This is a genomic window from Clostridium sp. SHJSY1 (genome assembly GCF_031626875.1).
Classification (GTDB): Bacteria; Bacillota; Clostridia; order Clostridiales; family Clostridiaceae; genus Clostridium.
On sequence record NZ_JANDMF010000024.1, the window covers coordinates 1 to 19,285 of the forward strand.

A 19,285-nucleotide genomic window follows, 5' to 3' on the forward strand; every position below is an offset into this window, starting at 1 on the left:
TTTGTTAACATTTTTATCACCCAAGAATATTTTATTATAAAAACGAAAGAGTGTCGACTTTGTCGACACTCTGAAATACCGTATTTTAGAATACGGTATTTTGCTGTTTATCATTTGAACTATTTACTTTTAATACTTTTATTCCTTTATTTTCTATCTGCTTAATTTCTTTTTCGTCAGCATTTGAATCTGTAACTAAATAAGATATTCTATTAATTTCACCAACTAAAAAATTATGATTTTTACCTATCTTTGAATTATCAGCTAAAATTATTGTTGGACCATTACATTTTTTTAGCATCATTGAATTAATAGTTGTTTCTTGAAGTACACATGTGCTAATTCCTAAGTTTGCACTTATTCCACTAACGCCTAAAAAACATTTATCAGCTGTAATCTTGGATAGCAGTTGTGTAGCATAATCTCCAACCATACAAAGCTTCTTTTTGCTAACTTCGCCACCAGTCAAAATTAAATCTATATTTGGACTGAGTGGTAATTGAAGTGCCTTACCATTATTGGTGACTATTGTAACATGCTTATCTTCTAGATATTCAAGTATTAGGAGTGCTGTAGAGCTAGAATTTATAAATATTATATCTCCATCTTCAATTAATTCAGCAGCACGTTTAGCAATTGAGTGTTTAAGTGATAAATATTCTTCACTAGAGTCATTAAATGAAGGGTCATTGTCTAATTCTTTTGATATAAGTTTTGCACCTCCATAGAACTTCTCTACTATTCCATTTTTTTCAAATATTTGCAAATCTCTTCTTATGGTTATAGGAGAAACTTCTAATTTTTTTGAAAGATCATCTATTTTTACTGTTCCATTATCCTTTAAATCTTGAAATATGAGTTGTTGTCTTTTGGATACTAAGCTATTGCTTTTTTTCATAATTATTTATTTAACCTCCTAGATTTTATCTTAAATTTTAATGCAAGTTCATTTGTTCTTTTTTGTAATCATTAAATTAAATGTTTCTTTAATTATATTATATATGTATACAATCAATAAATCAATCATAAAAAGTAAAAAGACGATTGATTCGTCAAGGGAAAAGAACATAAAAAATAGAAGCAAGGAAGTTTTATGAACGTTCTGAACTTTTTTTGATAAAAAATATGAATTTTTTCAAAAAAACTATTGCAAAGTGAACAAAAATGATTTATTATCATAGTATAGAAAACGATAACAGAACAAATTATATGAATGTTTTTAAATTTTCTTAAAATTCGACAAATTTGTATAATAAAAAAATGAAGTTGGAATAATAACTATAATGTTATGAAGAATTAAGGAGGAACACAAATGTCAAAAATTGATGAAATCACTAGGGATTCTTGGATATTAAGCACATTCCCAGAATGGGGTACATGGCTAAATGAGGAAATTGAACAAGAGGTAGTTAAACCAGGTACATTTGCAATGTGGTGGTTAGGATGTACGGGTATTTGGGTTAAATCTGAAGGAAATGCAAATTTTTGTATAGATTTATGGGTTAATAGTGGAAAGAAGACAAAAGCAAATCCATTAATGAAATCACAGCATCAACATCAAAGAATGATCGGTTGTAAAGCGATGCAACCTAATTTAAGAAATTCAGTTTGTGTAATTGATCCATTTGCAATCAAAGAAGTAGATGCTATTTTAGCAACTCATGATCATAGTGACCATATTGATGCAAATGTTGCAGCAGCTGTAATGCAAAACTGTTCATCAGAGGTTAAATTTATAGGACCAGAAGCTTGTGTAGAACTTTGGAAAAAGTGGGGAGTTCCAGCTGAAAGATGTATAGCAGTAAAACCAGGTGATGTTGTAAAAATCAAAGATACAGAAATAGTAGCACTTGATTCATTTGATCGTACTGAACTTGTTACAGCACCACAAGGAGTTATTTTAAAAGATAAAATGCCACAAGATATGGATAGATTAGCAGTAAACTATTTAATTAAAACTCCAGGAGGAAATCTATACCATAGTGGAGATTCTCATTATTCAAATTATTATGCGAAACATGGAAATGAACATAAGATAGATGTTGCATTAGGGTCATATGGTGAAAATCCAAGAGGGATGACTGATAAGATGACTTCCGTAGATATGTTAAGAATGGCTGAATGTTTAAATACAAAAGTAGTTATTCCATTCCATCATGATATATGGACTAATTTCATGGCTGACCCAAAAGAAATCATTGTATTATGGAATATGAAAAAAGATAGATTAAAATATCAATTTAAACCATTTATATGGGAAGTTGGCGGAAAATTTGTTTATCCAAATGATAAAGATAATATGGAATACCATCATGATAGAGGTTTCCATGATGCATTTGCGATAGAACCAGATTTACCATTTAAGTCTTTACTATAATTAAAAAAATCTTAATTTAAGGGGGGGAATTATGTTTAAAGAATTATTAGAGAAAAAAAGATACTCATTTCATGAAGGTTTTGATAATTGGGAGGATGCAGTTGCAGCAGCAGTTCAGCCTCTTATAGAAGAAGGAGTAGCTCTTCCAGAGTATGTGGATGAAATTATAAGTTCTGTAAAAAAACATGGGCCTTATATAGTTATTGCACCAAATATATGTATACCACATGCTCAAGAAGGAAAAGGAGTTAAAGATACAGCAATCTGTTTTATGAAAACAGATAGACCTGTTCATTTCAGTGATGATCCAGAACATGATGCACAGTTGTTTTTTGTGTTAGCGTCAACAGATAATGAAAAGCACATGAATAATCTTATGCAGTTAGTTGGATTTATTGAAAATGAAGAAATAGTTAAAAAATTGTTAGAATCTCATTGTTATGATGACATCAAGGATTTAGTTTAAAAAAGTTAATAATAAAAGGGAATTCATTGAGAAAAATATGTGCTTTTTAATAATGATGAAATAAAAAAATATGCATTTATTTTAAAAAGCATATATTCTCTCTCTTTATATTTAATCAACATAAGAATAAAGATATTGGAGGGTGTAAAAATGGACATTATTTTAGGAATTTGGAGCTTTTTCCAAACAAATATCCTTACTCAACCGGCATTTTTCATAGGTTTTATTGTATTAATAGGTTATTTGCTTTTAAAGAAACCGTTTTATGATGCTATAGCAGGGTTCATAAAAGCAACAGTTGGTTATTTAATATTGAATGTTGCAGCAGGTGGATTGGTAAGTAACTTTAGACCAATATTAGCAGGACTTAAAGATAGATTCAACTTAACAGCAGCAGTTATAGATCCATACTTTGGTCAAACAGCAGCACAAACTGCTATAGAAAAAGCAGGTAGATCATTTTCACTTATGATGGTAGTTTTACTTATAGCATTTATATTTAATATTATCTTAGTATTACTTAGAAAATGGACTAAAGTTCGTACAGTATTTATAACAGGCCATATAATGGTTCAACAATCTTCTACAGCTTTATGGATGGTATTGTTCTGTTTCCCTGGTATTCCAGATATGAAAGCAGTAATATTATTAGGCTTGTTACTTGGAACTTATTGGTCAATTTCCTCTAACCTTACAGTTGAGGCAACTCAAGAATTAACTGAAGGTGGTGGATTTGCAATTGGACATCAACAAATGTTTGGTATTTGGTTAACAGATAAAGTTGCTAAAAAGTTTGGAAATAAAGGGAAGAAGATAGAAGATTTAAAACTCCCAGGATTTCTTTCAATATTCAATGATAACGTTGTCGCAACAGGTATTCTAATGATGATTTTCTTTGGTGTAATAATGGGAATACTAGGATCAGATTTAATGCATGAAATAGACAAAGGTTTTGCAGCAAATAGAAATTTTGGATTCTATATAATGGAAAAATCCTTAAACTTTGCAGTTTACTTAAGTATATTACAACTTGGGGTAAGAATGTTCGTTTCAGAACTTACAGTATCATTCCAAGGTATTTCAAACAGAATATTACCAGGTTCAGTTCCAGCTGTTGATTGTGCAGCAGTTTATGGATTTGGTCATGCAAATGCTATAACAATAGGATTTATATTTGGAGCATTAGGACAATTACTTATAATATTAGGTCTTGTTGTATTCAAAAGCCCAGTATTAATAATTACTGGATTCGTTCCTGTATTCTTTGATAATGCAACATTTGCAGTATATGCGAATAAGAGGGGCGGATTAAAGGCAGCCATGATTATTCCGTTTATTTCAGGTATGATTCAAGTTGCAGGAGGAGCTTTTGCGGCATATTTCTTCCAAACAGCACAATATGGTGGATGGCATGGAAACTTTGACTGGGATACAGTATGGCCAGTAGTTGGGGTGATGATGAAATATGGTGGATATATAGGAGTAGGAGTAGCTATTATATTAATGCTTGCTATACCACAACTTCAATATATGAAAAATAAAAAGCATTATTTCTCAGTTACTGAGGATTATGAAGCATATGCAAAAGATATGGTTAAAGAATAAGATTAAAAATTATATTTAATTAATACATACAGAACTAAGGTTTAGTTATTTATTAAATCTTAGTTCTTAAATAAAAAAATTTGGAGGTATAGAGTTATGTTAAAAGTAATCGCAGCATGTGGAAATGGAATGGGATCAAGTCAAATAATAAAAATGAAGATTGAGAAAATATTTAAAAAACTTAATATAGAGGTGCAAATACACCATAGTAGTGTAGGGGAAGCTAAAACACAAGCGTCAAATTATGACGTAGTATTTTGTTCAGAAGCTCTTAAAAATAATTTTGCTCAAGCTGAAAAAACAGGAACAATAATTATTGGACTTAAAAATCTTTTGTCAGAACAAGAAATTGAACAGAAGATAGTTGAAAATATAGTTGATAAAAAATAATTTGTAGGATTTGTTAAAACACAGATGGGTTTTAATAAATCCTACAAATTTAATATGGTAAGTTATTTCTTTTTGAATGAAATTTAAATAATATTGTTTTTTATAGTATAAATTAAAGTAATTATTGAGGTGAATGTAGATATGAAGATAGAAAAAAAGAATTTAGATGAAATGTATCGTGCATATTCAGCAAGTTCAATTGAAATTGATGGGGAATTACATTTATTAGTGGCTTCTGAAGAAAAAGGATATCCTTGTTATTCTTATAGTGGTAAAGATTTTAATTATCGCCATACTGTTTGGGAGAACGGTGGAGGTTGTATGTCAATCATTCCTATTCCAAATCGTCAAAATGAGTTCTTAGCTGTTAGAGATTTTTATTTAAAAGAAACTCCAAGCAGTGCTCAATTAGTATGGGGACATTTAGTAGATGGAGAATGGGTGACTGAGACAGTTGTGAAGTTGCCATATTTACATCGGTTTGATGTTTGGGATGTTGATGGAGAAATTTATGTTATATGTGCAACTATAGCTGATGAAAAAGCTTCAAAAGATGACTGGAGCCATCCAGGAACAATTTATTATGCTAAATTATCACAAGTACCAACTGATGGATTGGAACTTAAAGTTCTTAAGAATGGATTGTTTAAAAATCATGGATACACACGTCATATGGTAAATGGAAAGCCTCAAGGAACTATTGGCTCAGATGAAGGAGTATTTGAGATTATTCCTTATAAGGATAAGGAATGGGAAGTTAAGCAGCTAATGAGTGGCCAAATTGGTGAAGTTGCTTGGTGTGATTTAGATAGTGATGGTGAAGATGAGTTAATGACAATTGAACCTTTTCATGGAAATTCAATAAAAATTTATAAACTTATTGATGGAAAATATACTGAAATTTATGTATATCCATATGAAATTGACTTCGCTCATACTTTAGTAGGAACAACGCTTTGTGGTGTACCAACCTTTGTTGGTGGTGTAAGACGTAAAGATGCTGAATTGTTCTATGTACAATGGGTTGATGGAAAATGCAAAGAAACAATTATAGAAAAGGGTGCTGGTCCAGCTAATGTGGCAGTAATAAATTTGGAAGACTGTGATTTGATAGTATCAGCTAATCATACAGAAAATAAAGCGGCAGTGTATAAAGTAACAAAAGCGTAAATTTAATTATTTTTCTAAACAGACAGTTTAGAAATTTGTAGAGTGGAGTGAATAGTATGTTAGAAGATTTAAAGAAAAAAGTTTATGAAGCAAATATGCTTCTTCCAAAATATAAATTAATAACATTTACTTGGGGGAATGTTTCAGCAATTGATAGAGAGTCTGGACTTATAATTATTAAGCCTTCAGGTGTTGAATATGACGATATGACTGCTGATGATATGGTGGTAGTAGATCTTGAAGGTAAGGTAGTTGAAGGAAAATTGAATCCTTCTTCTGATACAGCAACACATGTTAAATTATATAATGATTTTAAAAATATAGGTGGAGTGGTTCATACTCATTCTAGATGGGCAACAATTTTTGCCCAAGCAGGTAAAGGTATAAATGCTTATGGAACAACTCAGGCTGATTATTTCTATGGACAAATTCCTTGTACTAGAGATATGACAAAAAAGGAAATAGAAAATGATTATGAACATAATACTGGAGTTGTAATAACTGAAACTTTTAAAGATATAAATCCAGATCATATGCCAGCTATATTAGTAAAAAATCATGGACCTTTCACTTGGGGAAAGGATGCTTTTGATGCTGTACATAATGCAGTTGTACTAGAAGAAGTAGCAATGATGGCTTTTAACACAGAACTAATTACAAATTCTTCAGTAGATTCAATGCCACAAATGTTATTAAATAAGCACTTTATGAGAAAACATGGACCAAATGCTTATTATGGACAAAAAAATAAAGAATAAGGCAGGTGATTATTATGAAGGAATATATGTTAGGACTTTATGAAAAGTCAATGCCTATTGAGTTAACCTGGAGAGAAAAGTTATTATATGCTAAGGAAGCAGGTTTTGATTTTCTTGAGATAAGTGTGGATGAAACAGATGAGAAACTTAGTAGGTTAGATATGTCAAAAGAAGAAAGGCTTGAAATTGTTAAGGCGATGATGGAAACAGGACTTCCTATAAGAACTATGTGCCTTAGTGGGCATAGGAAATATCCTTTAGGTAGTAGTGATGAAAATGTTAGAAATCGTGGATTAGAAATAATGGAGAAGGCAATTGATTTAGCTTGTGATTTAGGGGTTAGAATAATTCAAATTGCAGGTTATGATGTATATTATGAAGAATCAACAGAAGAAACTAGAGAGTTGTTCAAAAAGAATTTAGCTAAAAGTGTTCAAATTGCAGGAAAAAAAGGAGTAATTTTAGCTTTTGAAACAATGGAAACAGAATTTATGAATACAGTAGAAAAAGCAATGTATTATGTAAATGAAATAAAATCACCATATCTTCAAGTTTATCCAGACTGTGGAAATATAAAAAATGCAGCAGTTATGTATAATAAAAATGTATTGGATGATTTAAAAATTGGTGAGGGGCATATTAGTGCAATGCATTTAAAGGAAACTGTTCCAGGCAAGTTTAGGGAAATTCCTTTTGGAACAGGGCATGTTGACTTTAAAGAAATGATTAAAACTGCATGGTTAATTGGGGTAAGAAAATATGTTGCAGAATTTTGGTATGTTGGAAATGATAACTGGAAAGATGTAATAATAGATGCAAGAAAGTTTATGGATAAAAACTTTAATGAGGCATTAGAAGAGATTAAATAGTATAAAAAATGACTGTAGAAAAATAATTATCTACAGTCATTGTATTATTTTAGAAATGCATTTATATTTTTTGTAATATCATTGTTTTTAAATACATCAGATCCAACAACTAATAAATCAGCTCTAGCTTTTACTAGTTCTTTATAATTGTTAGATTTAACACCGCCATCAACACTAATATTAAAAGACAAATTTAGTTCTTTTCTAAGTAAATAAAGTTCTTGGATTTTATTTAATGTGAATGGAATAAGAGATTGACCACCAAATCCAGGGTTAACACCCATAACTAGAATTAAATCTATATCATGAATTATGTGTTTTAGTGAACTTACTGGAGTAGCTGGATTTATTGCTATACCTGCTTTAATATTATAAGATTTTATTTGTTGTATTAATCTATGTAAGTGGTAATTTCCTTCATAGTGTACTGTGATGATGTCTGCACCATAATCTACAAATTCCTTAATAAAATTACCTGGATTATTAATCATAAGATGTACATCTAAAGTTAAATTTGTTGAAGATCGTATTGCTTGAAGTATTGGAAAACCAAAAGAAATATTAGGAACAAATTGGCCATCCATTATATCTATATGAATTGTTTGTATATTATTTTTTTCAAGTTCTTGTATTTGAGAACCTAGATTCAAAAAATCAGCAGATAGTACAGAAGGTAAAATTTTTGTCATAGTTAAAACTCCTTTTTATTAAATATTTTTATATTGAAGTAGTTTGAGTATTGTTTTATCATCAGTTATTAAGGTTTTTATGTAACCACCTCTTAAAGCGCCTAAAAGTGCTTTAGATTTATTTTCACCACTAGCTATACAGATTACATTTTCGATATTTTTTAAATCGTCTAGGTCAAGCCCAATTAACTTTTTATCAATATCAAGATCAATTTTATTTCCATTCATATCAATAAAATGTGCACAGATATGACCTACAGCGCCTTTTGATTGAAGATGATGCCTTGTATAGCTATTAAGGTAACCACGCCATAATGTTGTTTCAGATTCATTATCAACAGTACCAAGCCCAGTAAGTACAATATTTGAATGTTTAGCTAAGTTTAAAGTATCAGCTATTATTGGATCTTTAATTAATGTTTCTTTAGAACTTATATCCTCAACATAAAGTGGTGCATATAAATAATGATATTTTCCACCATAAGTTTGAGCAATTCTCCTAGTTAAATCTATTGCATCTATTTCAGGATTGTTCTTAGAAGCTGCCCCCATAATTTGAACCACTGTTAATGGTATGTTTTTGCTATTATTTAAAAAATTTATAGTGTTAGAAATAGTTTTCCCCCAAGAAACTCCAAGTATAGTATTTTTATCTATAATATTTTCTAAGTAATATGCTCCAAGTCTCCCTAGTTTGGAAGGAATTTCATCATCTAAAGAATTCTTGGTGTTGAGTACTCTAATATCTTTTAGATGAAACATACTCATGATTTGGTCTTCTAAATCAATAGATCTTTCCCAAGGTTCATTTATGTTAATTTGAACTATTCCCTTATCTTTAGCTTCTTTCAAAAGTCTTGAAATTTTGGATCGAGAAGTAAAGATTCTACTTGCAATTTCAGATTGAGTCATATTGTGGTTGTAATATAAACTAGCAACTTCAGATAAAAGAAATAATTTTTCATTTTCATTTAAATTGTCATAATCTTTCATTAGTATCACCTCGCGTTGAGAAAAAAATAAAATTTTGAACAAATGTTAATACAATTATATTAAACAAATAGATTTTTTTCAATAAAAATAGTTGTATTAGAAAAAGAAAATGAACAAATGTGCAAAAGATGAGAAAAAGTTGTTTAACTCGAAAACATATGATAATATTTAGGCAAGAAGAAAAACCTAAGGTTATAAATAAGAATTTATTATAAAAGCAGGAGGTTAAAAGAATGGATAAAGAAGTTCTGTTTAATAAGTCAAAAGAGATTAGAAAGAGTATTATTGAAATGATATATGAGGCTAAGTCAGGACATCCAGGTGGAGCTCTATCATGTACAGATATCATTACCTATTTATATTTTGAAAAAATGAGGGTTGATGTAAACGAACCTCAAAAGGATAATAGAGATAGATTTGTATTAAGTAAGGGTCATGCAGCTCCTGCACTTTATGCAACTTTAGCAGAGAAAGGTTTCTTTAGTAAAGATGAGCTAATAAAGTTAAGAAAGATAGGAGCTTTACTTCAAGGGCATCCTGATGCCAAAAATATTCCAGGAGTAGATGTATCTACTGGATCATTAGGTCAAGGAATTTCAAATGCTGTAGGAATGGCGTTAGGATTAAAATTAAAGAATAAAGATTCAAAAGTTTATGTTGTTTTAGGAGATGGAGAGCTTCAAGAAGGTTTAGTATGGGAAGCAGCAATGTGTGCAGCTCATTATAAATTAAATAATCTAGTTGCAATAATTGACCATAATGGATTCCAAATTGATGGAAAAAACGAAGAGGTTATGGGAATAAGTCCATTAGATGAAAAATGGAGAAGTTTTGGATGGAAAGTAATTGAATGTGATGGACATGATTTTGAAGAATTGAATAAAGCCTTTTATGAAGCGGATAAGGCACAAAATGCTCCTGTAGTTATTATTGCTAAAACTGTAAAAGGTAAAGGAGTAAGTTTTATGGAAAATCAAGCAGGATGGCATGGGCAAGCGCCTAATTTAGAACAAAAAGAAAAAGCAATAGAAGATATTTGTAAATAGGAGGAATTTAATTATGGGCAAAGCAACAAGAGAATCATATGGTATGGCATTAGTTGAACTAGGACATAGGAATGAAGATATTGTGGTTTTAGATGCAGACCTTTCAAAGTCTACAAAAACAAATGATTTTAAATCAAAATTTAGTGATAGATTTTTTAATATAGGAATAGCTGAACAAAATTTAATGGGAGTAGCAGCAGGATTAGCCAATGTTGGGAAGATACCATTTGCAAGTACATTTGCAGTGTTTGCAACAGGAAGAGCTTTTGAAGTTATAAGAAATTCAATATGTTATCCAAAAATGAATGTGAAAATTGCAGCAACTCATGCAGGAATAACTGTAGGTGAAGATGGGGGTTCACATCAATCAATTGAAGATATTGCGCTAATGAGTGCACTACCAAATATGACAGTAATAGTACCAGCAGATCATAAAGAAGCAATGGCAGCTGTTTATGCAGCTGCTGAAATTAAAGGGCCTGTGTATTTAAGATTTGGAAGATGTAATACAGAAGATATATTCGATGATAACTATAAATTTGAAATTGGTAAAGGTGTAGAAATTAAATCAGGAAATGATGTAGCAATAATAGCTACAGGTATGATGGTTCAAAAAGCTATTAAGGCAGCAGAAAAATTAGAAAAAGAAAATATAAGTGCAAGAGTAATAAATATCTCAACAATTAAGCCAATTGATGAAGAAATAATTTTAAAAGCTGCTAGGGAAACTAAGGCTATAGTAACTGCAGAAGAACATTCAATAATTGGTGGACTTGGGGCTATAGTTTCTAGTTTAGTGTGTGATAAACATCCAACAACAGTAAAAAAGATAGGTATTAAAGATGTTTTTGGTGAATCAGGAACACCAGATGAATTAATGGAGAAATACAAATTAACAGATGATGAAATAGTTAGAGTAGTAAAAGAAACCATAGCAAAATAGAAATTTAATTTAGAAATATAGATTAAAACGAGGAGTGAATAAAATGAAAATATTTATTGATACTGCCAATGTTGAAGAAATTAGAGAAGCGAGCAAATTAGGAGTATTAGCTGGAGTTACAACAAATCCATCATTAATAGCTAAAGAAGGAAGAGATTTAAAAGAAGTAGTTGAAGAAATTTGTTCAATAGTTGATGGACCAATAAGTGCAGAAGTTATTAGTCTAGAATCAGAGAAAATGATAGTAGAAGCAAGGGAACTAGTAAAATTACATAAAAATATAGTGATTAAAATACCAATGTGTGAAGAAGGATTAAAGGCAGTAAGTGTGCTATCAAGAGAAGGAATAAAGACAAATGTAACGTTAATCTTTTCACCACTTCAAGCATTATTAGCAGCAAGAGCTGGAGCTACATATGTAAGTCCATTTTTAGGAAGATTAGATGATATAGGAAATCCAGGTATAGATATAATAAAGCAAATTGTAGCAATATTTAAAGTACATGATATTAAAACTGAAATAATATCAGCAAGTGTAAGAAATCCAATGCATGTACTTGATGTTGCTATGGCAGGATCACATATTGCAACTATTCCATATAGTGTTATAATTCAGATGACTAAACACACATTAACAGACCAAGGTATTGAAAAGTTTTTAGCAGATTATGATAAAGCTTTTGGTAACAATTAAATAGTTAGACAAATTCATTTCTATAAATTATAAACTGCTATTACAAAATTAAATGTAAATTTATATTTTGTAATAGCAGTTTTAGTTTGGTTAGAATTGCATTAATTTTTTGATATTTTATTTTAAGGGATTAATGAGAAAGCTAGTATGATTCTAAAAATGTAGCAATATACTTATCATATAATGAATTACCAGATATTATAAGCAAAAGGGGTGAATTTATTGCTCAATTTTCTCAGATATGATCAGCCAGATAATCCTACAGATTTAGAAAGACATACTATGATAAAAATAGCACTAGATGAAGTAAAACGTAATGAAGATTATAATAATATTATAGAACTTTTAAGTCCACCAAAAGATATCACCACAATTGGAAATCCTGGAGAATTTAGAGGAATTAAAGTTGGAATAATTGGAGGAGGTCTTGCAGGATTAAGTTCTGCTTTTGAACTTAGAAAACTTGGTTTTGACATTACAATTTTTGAAACTCAAAAAAATCGTATTGGTGGTAGGGTTTACACCTATTATTTTGATAGAGAGAAAAGATATTATGGAGAATTTGGGGCTATGCGTATTCCAGTTATTCATGAAACTACATGGCACTATATTAATCTTTTTAGATTAAGGACAAGACCCTTTATTCAGAGCAATAAAAATGGAATAATATATATAAGAAATAAACATGCTAGGAACGATCCAGAAGGTAAAAGTGTGATGAGAAATATTTATCCTGAATTTCAATTAACTCCAAAAGAACAAAATACACCATGGCAAAAGATTTTAGGAAATTCATTAGGGAGTAATATTTACAAATTAGAGACATCGGTAAGAAAAGAGATATTACAAGTAAAAAAGAAATATTCACACTCTATTGAGTGTTATGGAAGACTTGGAATACGCAGGGTTCTTGAAGAAATGGAAGTGAGTAAGGGGGCTATTGAATTAGTTTCAGGAATTATCCCTTTCTTAGGTGCATTTTATTATAACAGTTACTATGAAAATCTTCAGGAAGAGTATACTGTAGATTCTGCATTTAGATATGAAATTGTTGGAGGAGCAACCAATTTACCTCTTTCATTTTATTATTCCTTAATGTCAAAAAATCCAAAGGAGTATCCTAACATTGATAAAAAATATTTAGGAAATGTAGATTTGAAAAGTGGGAAAACTGTAACAGGAATATATAAAAAAAATAATAAAGTTACTCTTGAGTATAAAGATAAAATAACATCACAAGTTCTATTTCAAGATTTTGATTTTATTATCTGTGCAATTCCTTTTTCTAGTCTTCGCAATATACGTATATATCCTATGTTTAGTAATGGAAAAATGCAAGCAATTAAAGAAGTTAATTATGTTTCATCTCAAAAAACAATTTTTATGTGTAATGAGCGTTTTTGGGAAAGAGGTGGTGTAGAAGAAAAAATAGTTGGGGGAGGATCAGTTACAGATTTGCCAATTCAGACTATTTGGTATCCAGGATATCATGAATTAATAAATAGTAAAAATAATAATTCATATATGGAGCCAGGGGCTTTGGTTGCGTCCTATAGCATTGGACAAGATGCTACACGTTTAGGAAATTTAGATGATACAATACGGTTTGAAGAAATAAAGAGACAACTAGAAGCTGTACATGGATTTCAAAGAGGATATCTTGATAAAATTGTAGAAATGCATAAAACTGTTCAATGGAATACAGAGGAAGGATTTTATGGAGCATTTTGTTATTTTACTCCTGAACAACAAGCTAACTTTTCATATTCAATGTCAATACCTGAATATAATAATAGAATATACTTTGCTGGAGAACATATATCTTTAACACATGGATGGATAGAGGGAGCAGTAAATACTGGAATGAAGGTAGCTAATGAAATTACAACGTATTGTAAATCTATTAAATAGGTGTAGAAGAATTATTATAAATATATAAAATTAATATTTAAAGAATCTTTTATCATATATAGCTAAAGCGGTGATAAAGGATTTTTTATTTTTTACTAATGTTGTTTTAAACAAGCTTTTATGATACTATTTCTAATAAAACATAATAAAAATTAGGTGATAAGAATGATATATAGTTTAAAGGATAATATTTTGCAAAAAGATAGTTGGGATAACTTTAATAGTGATAAAAACAATAAATATATTTACATTTGTAATTTTAAAGAATTAGATAATGTAAGTGACAAGATTGGAATGGATAAGGAATTAGTATCACAATGCATTAATGGGATAACATCAAAATTTGAAAGTCATTTTGGATTTGATTATATGGCATTAATGATTCCTGATATGAATAATCCATTAAGTGATGCAGAGAGAGTTTGCATTTATTTTAATAGTAATATTTTGATGTTTATTTGTAATGATGAAGAAATAATTACTAAATATATAGGAAATCTCTTTGAAGGAAATAAAAATATTTTAAGCATAGGTAGAGTTCTTGATCTTTTCCTTGATAAACTTACAGTTGAAGATACATATGTCCTAGAAAATATAGAAGAGGAAATTTCTGAATTAGAAGAAGGACTTTTTAATTCAATTAATAATGAATGCCTTAAAGAAATAATGATATTAAGAAAAAAACTATTAAAACTTAAAAGATATTATGAGCAATTTTGCAATATAGCAGAAGGAATAGAAGAAAATGAAAATGGATTAATAGACAAAAAAACTATTAAATCGTTTAGAATGCTTACAAATAGGGTTAATAGATTATATTCTAATGTAATTAACTTAAGAGATTATGTGAGTCAAGTTAGAGAAGCTTATCAAGCACAAGTGGATATAAATCAAAATAATTTAATGAAAGTATTTACTGTAGTAACAACTATATTTTTACCTCTCACATTAATTGTTGGATGGTATGGAATGAATTTAAAAATGCCAGAAGTTGATTATCCGTATAGTTATCCTATATTGATTTGTGTAAGTATAATTATAGTTTTAATTTCTGTAATTTATTTTAAAAAGAAAAAATGGTTCTAGGCTTAGAAATAAATATAAAATTTTATCATACATTTTATTGAAGAGAAATATTTAGAAGGTATATGTATGAGTTTAATAAGCAAAGCACTTTATAAATTTGCTATTATTGCTGGAGGAAAACTTAAAAATAACTTTAATAAAATAACAAAGGATTCTAGAAATGTTAATGAAGAAATTTTACAGAAGATATTAAAATCAAATTCTAAAAGTGAAATTGGAATTAAGTATGGATTTCAAAATATAAAGTCTATAGACAACTTTAAAAGAAAGGTCCCAATAAGTGAATATAAAGATTATGATAATTATATAGAAAGAATGGCTAATGGAGAAAAGAATATATTAACTAGCGATGATATACTGTACTTTGGACATACATCAGGAACTACAGGAAAGCAAAAGCTAATTCCATGTACAAAGAGAAGTAGACAAGTTGTTGCAAAATATATGGCATTACTTATTATTAGATTTTCATATGACAATTTCAAAGATAAGTGGAATTATGGAAAAGGATTAATGATATCAGATATGGTTATGACAACTTATACTAAAGGAGGGATTCCTATTTGTTCTGCTACTTCAGGTGGAATGAAAGGAATAAAAAGTATATATTCTTATTTATACACTTCCCCAATAGAAGTTATGGAAATAAAAGATAAAGATGCTTCAATATATTTGCATCTTTTATTTGCATTAGAGGAAATAGGACTCCTATATATAAGTGGTGTTTTTGTTTCAAGTGTTTTAGATTTATTTAGAGTTCTGGAAGAAAGACATGAGGAGTTAGTCATTGATATAAGAAAGGGCGAGATTAATAAGAAGTTAAATATAGATGAAAGCATAAGGAGTAAATTGAAAAAATATTTAACTCCAGATACTAGTAGAGCAGATAAATTAAAAGAAGAGTTTGATAAAGGCTTTAAAGGTATATGTAAGAGAATATGGCCAAGGGTTGCTTATATTAGTACAGTAACGGGAGGTAATTTTTCAATCTATAATGATAAAGTAAATTATTATACTGATTCATTACCTATATACTCACCAGCCTATGGTGCAACTGAAGCTATGATTGGAATTAATCCCTATGTAGATAAAATAAGATATGTACTTGTTCCTGATACTGCATTTTATGAATTTATTCCAAGTAAGGATTCAGATAAAAAGTTCACATCAACCTTTTGTTTAGATGAATTAAAATTAGGTGAAAAATATGAGGTAGTTGTTACAAGTTATAATGGATTATATAGATATAGAATAGGAGATGTTGTTAAAGTAGTTGGATTTTATAATAATTCTCCAGAAATTGAATTTTTATATAGAAAAAATCAAGTTTTAAATATGGTAGCTGAAAAAACCAATGAAGAACACTTAACAAGTTCAATAAGAAATACAATGAAGGAATTAGATTTAAATATAGTAGATTACACTACTGAGCCAGATAATTCAATTACTCCTGGTAGATATATATTTTATTTTGAATTTAAGAATAGAACACAACCTTCAAAAAAAATATTAGAAGATATTTTAGATAGGGAACTTAGAAATTCAAATTTAGCGTATGATAGAGCTAGAAACAATAATAAATTAGGAATGGTTAAGGTAGTGATTTTATATCCAAAAACATTTAATTTAATAAGAGAATTTCTAATTAAAAAAGGTGTATCTAAAAATCAAATTAAGATTCCAAGGGTAATAATTAATAATAAAAATATATTAGATATTTTAGATAAAAATAGATATAGTTAAAGTTACTTTTGCAATTATATTACCGTTAGTTTAATATATAATATGTAAAAAATAAGTATATAAGTTAGAACATTATATATAGTATAAAAACAAACAATAATCTAAATGATAAAAGGATGAATAAATGATGAAGAGTAAATTTAAAAAGCCAGAACTTTTAGCTCCAGCAGGAAGTTTAGAAAAATTAAAAATAGCATTTCAATATGGTGCAGATGCTGTTTATTTTGGTGGAGAACTTTTTTCTCTAAGAGCAGCAGCTAAAAACTTTTCATATGAAGATATGAAAGAAGGAGTTAAAATAGCTCATAATTTAGGGAAGAAGATGTATTGTACGATAAATGTAATGCCAAGAAATGAAGAACTAGATAAACTTCCAGAGTTTTTAAAAAAACTTGAGGAAATAGGTATTGATGCTGTTTTAGTATCAGATCTTGGAGTATTTTCAATGGTAAAGAAATATAGTAATTTGCCAATACATATAAGCACACAAGCCAATACAGTTAACTATGAAGCATGTAATATGTGGGAAAGTCTTGGAGCAGAACGTGTTGTTTTAGCTAGAGAATGTTCCCTTAAAGAGATTAAAGAAATACGTGAAAATATTTCAGCAGAGTTAGAACTTGAAGTATTTGTACATGGATCAATGTGTATCTCTTACTCTGGAAGATGCTTGCTTTCAAGTTACATGGCAAGCAGAGATTCTAATAGAGGATCATGTGCACAATCTTGTAGATGGAAATATTCTTTAATGGAGCAAAAGAGAGAAAATGAATATTTTCCAATAGAAGAGGATTCACATGGAACATATATTATGAATTCAAAAGATTTATGTATGATTGAGTATATTCCAGAACTTATGGAGGCAGGAATAACATCGTTAAAAATTGAGGGAAGAAATAAAAGTGAATATTATGTAGCTATAATTGTAAATGCATATAGAAAAGCTATAGATTTGTATTACAGTAATCCTGAAAATTATGAATTGCCAAAGGTATTATTTGATGAAATGTATAAAGTAAGTCATAGGGAATATCATACAGGATTTTTCTTTAATGAGCCTAAAACTGAAGGAATAATATATAATACTAATGATCATGTTAGAGAATATGATGTGGTAGCTATTGTTCATGAATATGATGAAGAAAATCAAATTGCTCTATGTAGGCAAAGAAATAAGTTTGTATTGGGAGATAGAGTTGAAATATTATCTCCAAATTCAGTAGGAGAATCGTTTGTTGTTGAAAACTTATATAATGAAGATGGAGAAAATATAGAATCTTGTCCACATCCAGGAATGATGTGTAAAATTAAAATACCATTCAAAGTTGAGAAAAATAGTTTTATTAGAAAAGAATTAATATAAAATTAAGAGTTTAAAGTTGAAGCTTTAAACTCTTAATTTTTCTATGATTGAAATAATTTGTAAAAAATATTCAAAAAAATGTACAAAATTAAAAGATTAGTATAGTATATTAATATAAGATATAAAACCTATATGAAATATAAGTTAATATGCATTGAGAAGAAATAGTACCATAATGAAAATTACCAGAGAAAGGTCTTCAAGGCTGAAAAAGACTTTAAATGGAAGTTATGTGAATGCGTCTTTGAGCACTGCTTTGAAAATATTAGTAGATAGCAGCGGGAACTCCCGTTATAGAGGCATAGTATTATATGTACTAGAGTTATGAGATACTATTAGAGGTTTTTTAATAGTAATTAGAGTGGAATCGCGGAATATCTTCTGCCTCTATAATTTAGAGGTAGGAGTTTTTTATTTTTTAAAGGAGGAAATTTTATATGAGTTCAAAACAATATTTTGATGACATAGCTCCTAAGTGGAATGAAATTAGAAGTGAATATTTTAGGGATGAGCTTAGAGAAAAAATATTAGAAAATGCAGACATTGAAAATAAAGTAGTTGGAGATTTTGGATGTGGAACAGGATTCATATCATTAGGATTGGCTGCTAAAAATCCAAGTATAATTTTTTCAATAGATCAATCTATTAATATGCTTAGAGAATTAAAAAAAGAAAGTATAAGGAAAGGGTACAAAAATGTATATCCTGTGAAGTCATCTTTAGATGAATTAGTTATTTTTGATGAATCTATTGATGTGATAACTATAAATATGGCATTACATCATGTGGTTGATGCTGAAAAAGCAGTGAAAGAAATGTACAGAGTTTTAAAAAAGGGAGGCAATTTAATAATATCTGATGTTTATGAACACAGTGGGGAATGGGCTAAGATTGAAATGTATGATGAGTGGTTAGGCTTTAGCAATAATCAAATAATGAAGTGGCTAGATAATAGTGGATTTAAAAATATTTCTATAAAAAATACTGGATTACAGGCAAAAGGATATTCTAGTAAAGGAGAATATACAGAAACCGACATTTTTATAGCTACTGCAAAAAAATAAATTATTAATGTTAGTCAAAAAAGTAGGGGAAACTCTACTTTTTGCTAATATAATTCCATGGAAGAAATTAAAGAGATAACTATAAAATTAATAAATCTATCAGAAAAGTTAGAGTCCA

At 29.1% G+C, this 19,285-nt stretch carries 17 protein-coding genes, 1 pseudogene and 1 other annotated feature; of the genes and pseudogenes, 15 read left to right on the forward strand and 3 right to left on the reverse strand.

Annotated elements, in window-relative coordinates; genetic code table 11:
• Nucleotides 1-85 precede the first annotated feature (85 nt).
• Nucleotides 86-898: a DeoR/GlpR family DNA-binding transcription regulator gene (locus NNC19_RS12015; RefSeq protein ID WP_310938902.1), complete on the reverse strand. Its 813-nt coding sequence runs from the start codon at nucleotides 896-898 to the stop codon at nucleotides 86-88.
• A 414-nt stretch (nucleotides 899-1,312) separates the two neighbouring features.
• On the opposite strand from NNC19_RS12015, the gene ulaG reads away from it, so the two are divergent.
• From ulaG to NNC19_RS12050, 7 genes are all read left to right on the forward strand, one after another.
• The gene (ulaG, locus tag NNC19_RS12020; RefSeq protein ID WP_310938903.1) at nucleotides 1,313-2,377 is read left to right on the forward strand and encodes an L-ascorbate 6-phosphate lactonase; all 1,065 of its coding nucleotides are present in this window, start codon (nucleotides 1,313-1,315) and stop codon (nucleotides 2,375-2,377) included.
• A 31-nt stretch (nucleotides 2,378-2,408) separates the two neighbouring features.
• On the forward strand, nucleotides 2,409-2,843 hold the full coding sequence (locus tag NNC19_RS12025) for a PTS sugar transporter subunit IIA (RefSeq protein WP_310938904.1): 435 nt from the start codon (nucleotides 2,409-2,411) through the stop codon (nucleotides 2,841-2,843).
• A 150-nt stretch (nucleotides 2,844-2,993) separates the two neighbouring features.
• On the forward strand, nucleotides 2,994-4,448 hold the full coding sequence (locus NNC19_RS12030) for a PTS ascorbate transporter subunit IIC (RefSeq protein WP_310938905.1): 1,455 nt from the start codon (nucleotides 2,994-2,996) through the stop codon (nucleotides 4,446-4,448).
• Nucleotides 4,449-4,544: 96 nt separating this feature from the next.
• The gene (locus NNC19_RS12035) at nucleotides 4,545-4,838 is read left to right on the forward strand and encodes a PTS sugar transporter subunit IIB (RefSeq protein WP_310938906.1); all 294 of its coding nucleotides are present in this window, start codon (nucleotides 4,545-4,547) and stop codon (nucleotides 4,836-4,838) included.
• Between the two features lie 141 nt (nucleotides 4,839-4,979).
• Nucleotides 4,980-6,008 carry a hypothetical protein gene (locus NNC19_RS12040; RefSeq protein WP_310938907.1) on the forward strand — a complete coding sequence of 343 codons (1,029 nt, stop codon included), beginning with the start codon at nucleotides 4,980-4,982 and terminating at the stop codon, nucleotides 6,006-6,008.
• A gap of 56 nt (nucleotides 6,009-6,064) precedes the next feature.
• Nucleotides 6,065-6,766, forward strand: coding sequence for an L-ribulose-5-phosphate 4-epimerase (gene araD / locus NNC19_RS12045; RefSeq protein ID WP_310938908.1), 702 nt, complete (start codon nucleotides 6,065-6,067; stop codon nucleotides 6,764-6,766).
• A gap of 14 nt (nucleotides 6,767-6,780) precedes the next feature.
• Complete coding sequence (locus NNC19_RS12050; protein ID WP_310938909.1) at nucleotides 6,781-7,635, forward strand: L-ribulose-5-phosphate 3-epimerase; 855 nt, start codon at nucleotides 6,781-6,783, stop codon at nucleotides 7,633-7,635.
• Between the two features lie 44 nt (nucleotides 7,636-7,679).
• On the opposite strand, the gene rpe is transcribed toward NNC19_RS12050, so the two are convergent.
• Nucleotides 7,680-8,324 (reverse strand): ribulose-phosphate 3-epimerase, encoded by a 645-nt coding sequence (rpe, locus tag NNC19_RS12055; RefSeq protein ID WP_310938910.1) that lies wholly within the window; start codon nucleotides 8,322-8,324, stop codon nucleotides 7,680-7,682.
• A gap of 18 nt (nucleotides 8,325-8,342) precedes the next feature.
• Nucleotides 8,343-9,317 carry a sugar-binding transcriptional regulator gene (locus tag NNC19_RS12060; protein ID WP_310938911.1) on the reverse strand — a complete coding sequence of 325 codons (975 nt, stop codon included), beginning with the start codon at nucleotides 9,315-9,317 and terminating at the stop codon, nucleotides 8,343-8,345.
• Nucleotides 9,318-9,547: 230 nt separating this feature from the next.
• Here NNC19_RS12060 and NNC19_RS12065 point away from each other — a divergent pair.
• From NNC19_RS12065 to NNC19_RS12100, 8 genes and pseudogenes are all read left to right on the forward strand, one after another.
• A pseudogene (locus NNC19_RS12065) lies at nucleotides 9,548-10,363 on the forward strand (transketolase); the annotation flags it as partial.
• 13 nt (nucleotides 10,364-10,376) lie between these two features.
• Nucleotides 10,377-11,306 carry a transketolase family protein gene (locus tag NNC19_RS12070; RefSeq protein ID WP_310938912.1) on the forward strand — a complete coding sequence of 310 codons (930 nt, stop codon included), beginning with the start codon at nucleotides 10,377-10,379 and terminating at the stop codon, nucleotides 11,304-11,306.
• Nucleotides 11,307-11,349: 43 nt separating this feature from the next.
• Nucleotides 11,350-12,000 carry a fructose-6-phosphate aldolase gene (gene fsa / locus NNC19_RS12075; RefSeq protein ID WP_310938913.1) on the forward strand — a complete coding sequence of 217 codons (651 nt, stop codon included), beginning with the start codon at nucleotides 11,350-11,352 and terminating at the stop codon, nucleotides 11,998-12,000.
• Nucleotides 12,001-12,282: 282 nt separating this feature from the next.
• Nucleotides 12,283-13,911, forward strand: coding sequence for an FAD-dependent oxidoreductase (locus tag NNC19_RS12080; RefSeq protein WP_310938954.1), 1,629 nt, complete (start codon nucleotides 12,283-12,285; stop codon nucleotides 13,909-13,911).
• Between the two features lie 165 nt (nucleotides 13,912-14,076).
• Entirely contained in the window at nucleotides 14,077-14,997 is a 921-nt protein-coding gene (locus NNC19_RS12085) for a CorA family divalent cation transporter (RefSeq protein WP_310938914.1), read from the forward strand.
• Nucleotides 14,998-15,063: 66 nt separating this feature from the next.
• Nucleotides 15,064-16,740: a GH3 auxin-responsive promoter family protein gene (locus NNC19_RS12090; RefSeq protein WP_310938915.1), complete on the forward strand. Its 1,677-nt coding sequence runs from the start codon at nucleotides 15,064-15,066 to the stop codon at nucleotides 16,738-16,740.
• Between the two features lie 127 nt (nucleotides 16,741-16,867).
• On the forward strand, nucleotides 16,868-18,103 hold the full coding sequence (locus NNC19_RS12095) for a U32 family peptidase (protein WP_310938955.1): 1,236 nt from the start codon (nucleotides 16,868-16,870) through the stop codon (nucleotides 18,101-18,103).
• 145 nt (nucleotides 18,104-18,248) lie between these two features.
• Nucleotides 18,249-18,495 (forward strand) — a binding site (T-box leader).
• 45 nt (nucleotides 18,496-18,540) lie between these two features.
• Nucleotides 18,541-19,167 (forward strand): methyltransferase domain-containing protein, encoded by a 627-nt coding sequence (locus tag NNC19_RS12100; RefSeq protein ID WP_310938916.1) that lies wholly within the window; start codon nucleotides 18,541-18,543, stop codon nucleotides 19,165-19,167.
• Nucleotides 19,168-19,285: the final 118 nt, after the last annotated feature.